A 9,464-nucleotide genomic window follows, 5' to 3' on the forward strand; every position below is an offset into this window, starting at 1 on the left:
ACAACTAATTACCCGGACATGATATCACTTGTAATAAGCCAGTAAAAATCTGTTTCAACATCTACAAATTCAATTTGGTCATCCTTTATTCGTTGAAGCAAAAGCTCGAATATTAGCTTAGTTTCATCTACAGTAATACGAATTGTCATAGATTTATTCCTTTATCTTGTAATACGTAATTTATTTTTTTAAGTTCTTCTGTCTGTTTATAAATTTATTTTTATAGTACTTTTGCACGCCCCTTTATGATTTTTTTGCATATTTCAGGAGTAGGAGGATTCGCTAGCAATCCTTGATTATCATAAGCATCTGAATCAGCAAGACAATCTTGAAGTTTTTTATCTTGCCCATTGCTGCAAGATATAAGCGTAAAAAGCCTCTTTATCTACCTTATCCATCGCAGAAATTTTCCGACCACCAGGAACTACTTTAGTACGCCCCTGACTAAGACCAGTGGTGATAATTTCTGTTTCCCATTCGCGCAATTGATAGAATTCCGGGCATCCGAGATAAGCTGTTGCCAGCACATCCCAGAAATAATAATCTTGGGGGATAACTAGTGCATAACATTGTCCGGCTAAATCAGAGATGGGATAGTGGCGTTGTCGTCCCATTTTGTATACTAATTCTGATGTGACTGGGACATTATTAGTTAAATCCAAAGGACACATAATAATTTCAATTTGGGTTTGCCACACCCGCGCTGCTGAAATTGCATCCCAATAAACATTCCATTCGGCAGAACCATCTTGTCCTGCTTCTAAACTTTTTTCCACATTACCACCAACATTCAACGCACCCCCCATCCACACAATCTTGTGAATCTTCGCTTCAATTTCCGGTGCTTTGTCCAAAGCCACTGCTACCGTCGTCAACGGCCCAGTTACCATCAACGTTACGGGGCTTGATGCGTTACGTAACACCTTGATCATGAAATCTTGACCTGTTTCGGCAACCAGAGGCGTAGTAATGGTTTCGCTTTGATTGAGAATGGGGAGATGGTCAACGATAAACGAATCACGGCGATAGAGAGTAGGAAATGGATTGATACCGCGCACAGTGCTTTCTGCAACCGAGATATGAGAAAATCCCATCAAATCGATAATTTTACGTGTGGCGCTAACAGCCGGTTGGACATAACAATCTGCTGGAGTGACTACAACACCAAGGAGTTCGATATGATCCATCGTCAACAGCAGCATAGTTGCTAGATAATCATCTACACCGCCATCGTGATCCATTAATACAAGTTGTTTTGACATAAAAGGAGGATTAATATGAATGAGTTTATGGAAGCTGCAATTCAAGAAGCGAAACAAGGCAGACAAGAAGGTGGAATTCCCATTGGTTCGGTTCTCGTCAAGGATGGCAAAATTCTCGGCAGAGGACACAATAAACGTGTGCAAGACGCCGATCCTGTTACTCACGCCGAAATCGATTGTCTCCGCAATGCTGGGAGAGTTGGCAGCTACAGAGGTACAACACTCTATTCAACTTTAATGCCGTGTTATCTGTGCGCTGGGGCTGTGGTACAATTTGGGATTAAAAAAGTCATCGCTGGAGAATCCAGAACTTTTCCTGGTGCTAAAGAATTTATGGTATCTCACGGTGTGGAAGTAATTGATCTTAATCTTGACGAATGCGAACAGATAATGAGTGAGTTTATTGAAACTAACCCGGAACTTTGGAATGAAGATATCGGTAATTAGTTAGGAGTTGCCCTGCCAAGGTGACTTTTGATCGGAGAATTATGGCAGGAGCGATCGCTATCTAAAAGAAACGCAGGATAACATGATAGTACGGGGGCTGATAGAAAGAAGCCACTCATCACTCCTAACTCAGCAAAAGTGTGCTGTTATTATCAATCAGGGTAAGAGTTCCACTAGTAGCGATGCCTGGGTTAGGCTGCGCCAATGCACCATACGTCTGAATGTAGCGTCGCACTTCTAGCGGAAAGTCGGGGTAATCTAATACTGCATCCCCATCGGCAATAGTTGCCCAGAAGTCGCGCAAACTAGGAGCTAATTCTTTTGCCTGTGATAATGGTAAGTTTAATGGAGAGTGTGTTAGTAGCTTGACTAGGAAGGGGAAAGAGCGATCGCCCATCCACTGCCGCGATGACTGTTGCAAGTCGGGGAACTCAGGTACTGACTCTACCCGATGGGATAAAATTTGCAACCATTCTTTACCTTGGTTATCCCGATGGAACTCTAGCACCCGATAAGGGTGAGGATAGCTAACTAAAGAGCCAGTGGTAATATCATATACTCCATCTGAGTAAGCAATATCCTGAATGTGCAAATGCCCGGTAAACACTAGCTTGACTCCGTAGCGCCTCAGTAACTGCAACAGTTCTGCTGAATTGGACAACATGTACCGATTTGCCAGTGGATGGCTCGATTGATTGGGCAAATGCTCCACTACATTATGATGCACCATCACCAGAATTAATTCATCAGCAGATGCCGCCAGTACCTCTTCTAACCACCGTAGCTGTTTGGTATCCAAACACCCCACTTGCTCCCCCTGGTCATTAAAGGAGTTAGAATTCAGTCCAATCAGCTTAACTCCAGGCAGCAATTGACGAATGTAGTAAATCTGCTGTGGATCGTCATAGCCAAACTTCGTGTAATAGTAGGGAAAATCGGCAAAAGCAATTGATTGCTGCGAAGCCAACAGCACAGGAACGTCATGATTACCAGGAACAACATAGACGGGAAAAGGTAGCTGGGCTAAACATTGTTGCAACCAGGCGTGATTCTCTGGTTCGCCGTGCTGGGTTAAATCTCCTGGTAACAACAAGAAATCTAAATCAAGTTGTGTTAAATGTTCTAGTACACTTTTAAATGCTGAGATGCTGACTTCCACCAGATGAAACCGACTAGGATGATCCCAGATTGTGTGGGGAAGTGCCAAGTGTAAGTCGCTGACCACCGCAAAGCGAAAATTGAGAGTCATTGATTTATGAAAATGTTAAAAGCAGGGGTTAAAATAAGCCTTTTCCCAAAAGTATAACCCTTACTCTCTCTCCCTGCTCAGGAGTGCGTCTACTTAACATTTGTATACATTAAGCATTGATTACACGCTATGGTGACAATTATTTATTGGGATTGTTAATTTGGAATTTTGAATTCGCAGCGATCGCCCTTGGCGTCTCGTAGAGAAGCGACGTGACTGCCTTTTCTGCTACTCCCCCTTTTCGATAAAATAACTTAGCAGATCAGCAAGGAACAGGTTTAAAATCATGGCTCAAGCTAGTATTGGGATTATTGGTGGTAGCGGTCTATATAAAATGGATGCGCTCAAAGATGTCGAAGAACTGCAAGTCGAGACTCCTTTTGGTTCACCATCTGATGCTTTGATTCTGGGGACTTTGGATGGTACACAGGTAGCTTTTTTGGCGCGTCATGGCCGCAATCACACGCTTTTACCCTCTGAGTTACCGTTTCGCGCTAATATCTATGCGATGAAGCAATTGGGTGTGAAGTATTTAATCTCAGCGAGTGCTGTAGGTTCCTTGAAAGCAGAGGCGAAACCACTAGATATGGTGGTGCCAGATCAGTTTATTGACAGAACAAAAAATCGGATTTCCACGTTTTTCGGTGAGGGAATTGTCGCTCATATTGCCTTTGGTGATCCGATTTGTAAGAATTTGGCTGTTGTGTTGGCAGATGCGATCGCATCTCTCAATTTACCAGAAGTTACTCTCCATCGCGGTGGCACTTATGTATGCATGGAAGGGCCGGCTTTTTCCACAAAGGCAGAATCGAATCTTTACCGCAGTTGGGGTGCAACAATCATTGGTATGACGAATTTACCAGAGGCAAAGTTGGCAAGGGAAGCGGAAATTGCCTATGCAACCTTAGCGCTGGTGACAGATTATGATTGTTGGCATCCAGACCATGACAGTGTAACGGTGGAATTGGTGATTGGCAATTTGCTGCGGAATGCTGTGAATGCTCAAAAGGTGATTCAAGAAACTGTGCGGCGGTTGAGTGAAAATCCGCCGCCGAGTGAGGCGCATTCGGCTTTGCAGTATGCGATTTTGACTCAGTTGGATAAAGCACCAGCCGCGACGAAGGAAAAGTTAGGGTTATTGTTGCAGAAGTATTTGTAGTGTTGGTGATGAATGAGCGATGTCTACGACGAGCTATTCGGTGACGCAGTTTCACTCTCACGATTTAGTATTATACGTATGATGCCTGTACCATTGCAGTCGGTATAGACCCTCTCCACCCACTCTTGGGTTGGAGTTTACCGCCGACTTTCAATAAAAATCCCTGCCACAGTGGACAGGGATAGTGGTTTTTAGCTAGGGCTTGTCTTTTAACTAACAAAATCTTTGTGGGCAGTGACAAGCATCTGAGCTTGCCTTAAAACGTTTCCGAATAAATAACTAGGAATCTGCCAAGCTGCAACAGTAACTTCTTTGACTATATCCTGTACACTAATTGCGATTAATTCATGCTCTGGCGGCTCTCCCTCAACTGCACCAGACCAAGTAAAAGCTAATAAGAAATCATCGTCTCCAGGCAAGGATGCAATCAAGCATTCTTCTGGTGTTGGCTGGCAAATAATTCCATAATCATTTGCAAGTTCTACTAGTCTTTGAAAGTTGTTTAAGTTCGTCATCTGTCCTTTGGATGTAATTTAATCTCGGTTTTAGAAGAAATCATATTTTTATCTCCATAACTCAAGTTAGTTACTCTGTACCATAAATTACGAATTATTAATTATTCGGTCAGAGTTAGGAGTTATTGGAGTCGGATCAGGCTTAAGTCCCAAAATACTACCGCGATCGCTTGCTTCTATCAGCAACAATTGCTACTTTTTTTAAAAAAGCTGAACTACCTACTTTTTCAGTTGACCATATTTACATACACCTCTCTTCGTTACCATTTCAATATTGATGCCCTAATCTCACCCAGGCTGACGCAGTGCATTGAGAATTGCCATCGCTTTTGGGGTAACAGATGTAAACCGAAGCAGAAAAAGATCCTCGTCAACATTAGATTGTTGGATCACCTTGGCATAGATGTGTTCTGCTTCAATCAATAACTTGAGTTTGAGATTATTCAAGAGTTCTAAAGAATGTGGCGCTCGCAGTTGCGTTCCTTTTTCTGAGAAGCTAACCAATGCCCCATGAAATATTGTTCCCACGACATCTTTGCCCTGCAAAATGGTGTATTACACAGGTACTTCTTGATTGGGAATGACTATTTTTTCATCATCTTTAGGCAAGAATAAATTATATTTACCGCCAATGCTACGAATTTCACAAATTGTCACAGGATGCTTCATCCCCTTGGGTTCTATTTGTAATTGCCTAGCAATTTGAAGGTCAGTATTGGCATCTTTGCAGGTATTTTCGGAAATTAAAATCTGTCCTCCCACTGTATAAGACTCTATTCGGGCAGCCAAATTAACATGACTGCCAATAACTGTATATTGAGCGCGTTTTTGAGAACCAACATTTCCCGCTACGGCCTCGCCTGTATTAATTAAAATTCCCATTTAGAGGATTGGGAAATTCATTTGCTGATGAAAGTTTGTTAACTTGCTGCATTGCTAATTGCATAGCAATAGCACAGGCGATCGCTCATTTAGAATCATCTTGGTGACTAATTGACGCAGTAAATATTACAAAAATGCCATCACCCATAAGCTCATTAATCGTGCCTTGATAATGGTTAATCACATCTGTCATTGCTCCTAGATAAAGATTCAAAATATTTACTACTCCTTCAGGGTTCGGAAATAGCTGAGAATCCTCTGAAATCAGACACCAAAACTGTAACTTTTCTCCCAAAAGCCAGCAGTGAAGGTACAACGGGAATCCACCAACCAGCAACAAACGCCAGAAAAACACTAACAGCCATAAGAGTCTTCTGGTTGCTGCTGTGGCGTTGCAGCCAACACAAACTAGCACCAATAATGGGCATTGGGCATTGGTCAATAATCTAATAGTTCTTCTTCCCCTGCCCCTTTTGCCCACAATATGGCAATATATAAAGTTGTAGCTGACCGCCTACGTAGAGGTTTAACGTGGATACCATTGCAATTCCCGCTCTAAATCGGCCAGTGGATGCCACGGTAGAAATTCCCGGTTCTAAAAGTCTTACCAATCGGGCGTTGCTTGTCGCTGCTTTGGCGCAAGGTGACTCCATTTTAGAAAATGCCTTATTTAGTGAAGACAGCGAGTATTTTGCCAAATGTTTAGAGCAATTGAGTATTCCCATAACTCTGAATCCTAATCTGACTCAGATTCAGGTTGCAGGAAGGGGAGGCGACATCCCAGCTAAACAGGCAGATTTATTTGTGGGTTTATCAGGTACTACAGCACGGTTTATCTCGGCGCTGGTGGCACTGGGTAACGGCGAATATCGGCTAGATGGCGTGACTCGGATGCGAGAACGACCGATGGGCGACTTGCTGACGGTGCTGCAAATGGGCGGAGCAACCGTTAACTTTGAGGGAAACTCCGGGTTTATGCCCTACACCCTCTATAGTCGGCAATTCGCTGGCGGAAATTTTCGGTTGAAAGCGAACCAAACAAGTCAGCAACTTTCGGCATTGCTGATGATTGCGCCTTATGCTCAACAAGATACGATTTTTGAGGTTGAGGGTACACTGGTTTCTCAGTCTTACGTCAAAATGACCTGTCGTCTGATGGCAGATTTTGGCGTGGAGGTGATTCAAATCGGCGATAATCAATTTCAGATTAAAGCAGGTCAGCGTTACCAAGCTCGACATTACACAGTAGAACCTGATGCGTCAAATGCTTCTTACTTTTTTGCCGCCGCCGCCGTTACGGGTGGACGGGTGCGCGTCAAAAACTTGACCAAACAATCCTGTCAGGGTGATATTCTCTGGCTGAATGTTTTAGAACAGATGGGTTGCCAAATTAATGACTCCGATGATTACACCGAAGTGACGGGGCCGAAGCAATTGCAAGGCATCGACATTGATATGAATGATATATCGGATTTAGTGCAAACATTAGCAGCGATCGCGCCTTTTGCCAGCTCACCTGTTACCATCCGCAATGTGGAACATATTCGATATAAAGAAACCGATCGTATTCTAGCTGTTGTCACAGAGTTGCGTCGGTTGGGAGTCAAGGTTGAAGAATTCGCAGATAGACTGAAAATTGAGCCTAGCCCCATTACCCCGGCGGCGATTGAAACCTATCACGATCATCGAATGGCGATGGCTTTTACTGTCACTGGCTTGAAGGTTCCAGGGATTGTAATTAAAGATCCTGGCTGTACAGCGAAAACCTTTCCAGATTACTTTACTCGATTCTTCCAAATGTTAGAACAATCAGAGATTGACCAGTAAAGAGACCACGCGGTAGGGGAACGCGAAACCTACAGTAGTCCCCTCTCGAAGAGCCTACGGTGTACACACAAGTCTGAAATAGCTGATTAACCAAGGTTTTACCCCACCCTAACCCGGACCTTATAAACTACGGTGTACACACAAGTCGAAAAAAGCTCGATTGACCATTGTTCTCTCGTTCCCATGCTCTGCGTGGGAATGGCTGATTAGGGGCTGCTGCCTCCAGTCAGACATTGAGTCGGAGACTCAATGAATGCATTCCCAGACAGAGCCTGGGAACGAGGAAAACCTTATCAAGCTAGGTTTTTAGGACTTGTGTGTACACCGTAGCCTTATAAAGGGGAGGGAACTAAATTTCCTGTTTCCCCCCTTTATAAGATCAAAATTCCCATCATTTCTGACAAAGCTTCACGAGGGAACTAAATTTCCTGTTTCCCCCCAATATATCGGGGGGATTAAGGGGGGTAATTCGACTTGTGTATACACCTCGCTTGCTCTTAGGGGCTTGGGGGTGGGGTTAGAGTACCTCACAAGGGCCAAGAACCGCTATCTGTATCCATTTGTGGTTTTGCTTTCATCAAGCTCATCTCACTTGCATCAAAAGCGGCGATCGCTTGAATGTTGATCAAGTCATTACGAGTTAGCTATCAGGCTGATCTAAAATCTCACTATAAGGTTGAGGTTCTCTTAGGCGCTGTTCAGCATACTGATGGCGAAACTTCACAGCTTCTAAGTAGATTTTTTTCCGAGCTAAATTAATAATACCTAAAGGCTCATGTTCAGGTAAGGTGTGCCAAGGAGAGAAAGATAACCCCTCATTTAATCGGTTGCGTTCTTCAAAGTCGAATTTCTGAGCCGGAATTTTGACAGTAGCCAGTTTAATAAATGGTGCATCCTCTTCTTTCCACTCTTTAGTAGGATCTTCAATGGGTGTCTTTTCGTCGTCTACAAAAAGCTGTACTAGAAAGTCAAAATTTGCTTCTTTTGCTTCTTGAGTGAGATATTTGACTACTGCTTCACGCAGATAATTTTCGGAATCAGGTTTCCCATCGGGAATTTCATCCGGTTGGTGCGGACGAAGTGAAAACTTAATCACATGAGAGCCAAGTTTATAGGGAGTCGTACTCCAGTATGGGATGAGTAAGGGATTCGCTACCTGTTTACTGCCAGCGGCTTGGATAATTTCAAATACTGGTGCAAGCGATCGCAATAATTCTGGATCAGCCTGACCACTACCAAGTTTCCCTAAATCAGCAAACTGTTGTAGGGTTCGCGTTATAAAAACTGGGTGATTAAGAAAAATAAAATCTTGTGTGTACTTCTCATCATCAAGTACCTTTTCCCCTTCTACCTCCAGAAGTTTGATAGCTAAACCGCGAATATCTGGTTCCAAGTCTGATTTTAATTTGCCACGTTTTTCAGGTGCAGAAGCATTAGATAACCGTACCCAAATTGGATAACTCCGTTTTTTGGCAAATACACCCACCATCCAGGATTCGGGTATGCTGTCTTCCACAATGAATTCTCCCCAAACCAAACCATGACTTTTAGGATGTGTCTGGCGCAAGTCAGGCCCTTTCTGTGCTTGTTCCTGTAAGACACTTGCCAATATGACATCAGTTTCTGCTGACTGTGTGGCTAGGGATAAGCTCAAATCGCTCATACTTTTTTCCTTCAGTACAAAACTTTCACAAATCAATTCAATTTAAATACTGTGATGAGTATATAGGCTCAAAATATATCTATGAGAGTTTTAAGATTAACTTTATAAATAAGGCTTTGACGGTATCGCGGAAGTCCCCACCCTGAATGTACTTATACTTTTTCTAGTAAAATTTTGTGGGGAGGGGGTTGGCCTTCTGGCCAAACTTCCCCAGTGGACAGCGATCGCAGTTGCTCTAATTCAATGGGTAGGCGACGAGTAATGAAGACTTGAGCTTAAAGCATAGTTTTGGAAATAGTTTTTTGATCAATGGGCGCTTCTTACATCAGCTTCTCCTTAAGATATGATCAGGGAATTATTGTATAATTGATAGGGAATTTTGATCAGGAGCCAATAGAGATTTAATTATCGAAACAGAATAAAGGCGTCAGTCGTCAGAATACAGGAAAGGTATTCTGAC

8 protein-coding genes and 1 pseudogene are annotated in these 9,464 nt (G+C 43.1%); 3 read left to right on the plus strand and 6 right to left on the minus strand.

The features are described 5' to 3' along the window. Positions 1-8: 8 nt before the first annotated feature. Positions 9-149, minus strand: coding sequence for a hypothetical protein (locus HWQ41_RS08165; protein WP_292761364.1), 141 nt, complete (start codon positions 147-149; stop codon positions 9-11). Positions 150-338: 189 nt separating this feature from the next. After that, positions 339-1,262, minus strand: a complete 924-nt coding sequence (locus HWQ41_RS08170) for a nucleoside hydrolase (protein ID WP_292761365.1) — start codon at positions 1,260-1,262, stop codon at positions 339-341. A 15-nt stretch (positions 1,263-1,277) separates the two neighbouring features. Between HWQ41_RS08170 and HWQ41_RS08175 the strand changes: the two genes are divergently transcribed. Further along, a complete protein-coding gene (locus HWQ41_RS08175; protein ID WP_292761367.1) occupies positions 1,278-1,709 on the plus strand; it encodes a nucleoside deaminase in 432 nt (143 codons plus the stop codon). Between the two features lie 124 nt (positions 1,710-1,833). Here HWQ41_RS08175 and HWQ41_RS08180 read toward each other — a convergent pair whose 3' ends face one another. Continuing rightward, on the minus strand, positions 1,834-2,958 hold the full coding sequence (locus HWQ41_RS08180; protein WP_292761370.1) for a metallophosphoesterase: 1,125 nt from the start codon (positions 2,956-2,958) through the stop codon (positions 1,834-1,836). 286 nt (positions 2,959-3,244) lie between these two features. Between HWQ41_RS08180 and HWQ41_RS08185 the strand changes: the two genes are divergently transcribed. Continuing rightward, positions 3,245-4,117, plus strand: coding sequence for an S-methyl-5'-thioadenosine phosphorylase (locus tag HWQ41_RS08185; protein ID WP_292761373.1), 873 nt, complete (start codon positions 3,245-3,247; stop codon positions 4,115-4,117). Positions 4,118-4,326: 209 nt separating this feature from the next. On the opposite strand, the gene HWQ41_RS08190 is transcribed toward HWQ41_RS08185, so the two are convergent. Together HWQ41_RS08190 and HWQ41_RS08195 are read right to left on the minus strand one after the other, a co-directional pair. Beyond that, positions 4,327-4,632 carry a hypothetical protein gene (locus HWQ41_RS08190; protein ID WP_292761374.1) on the minus strand — a complete coding sequence of 102 codons (306 nt, stop codon included), beginning with the start codon at positions 4,630-4,632 and terminating at the stop codon, positions 4,327-4,329. 288 nt (positions 4,633-4,920) lie between these two features. Continuing rightward, positions 4,921-5,936, minus strand: a pseudogene (locus HWQ41_RS08195) (adenylate/guanylate cyclase domain-containing protein); the annotation flags it as partial. 109 nt (positions 5,937-6,045) lie between these two features. Between HWQ41_RS08195 and aroA the strand changes: the two are divergent. Further along, a complete protein-coding gene (gene aroA, locus HWQ41_RS08200; RefSeq protein ID WP_292761375.1) occupies positions 6,046-7,341 on the plus strand; it encodes a 3-phosphoshikimate 1-carboxyvinyltransferase in 1,296 nt (431 codons plus the stop codon). Positions 7,342-7,981: 640 nt separating this feature from the next. On the opposite strand, the gene HWQ41_RS08205 is transcribed toward aroA, so the two are convergent. Continuing rightward, a complete protein-coding gene (locus HWQ41_RS08205) occupies positions 7,982-9,004 on the minus strand; it encodes a catalase family protein (protein WP_292761377.1) in 1,023 nt (340 codons plus the stop codon). Positions 9,005-9,464: the final 460 nt, after the last annotated feature.

The sequence above is a fragment of the Nostoc sp. NOS(2021) genome (assembly GCF_017115025.1).
Classification (GTDB): domain Bacteria; phylum Cyanobacteriota; class Cyanobacteriia; order Cyanobacteriales; family Nostocaceae; genus Nostoc.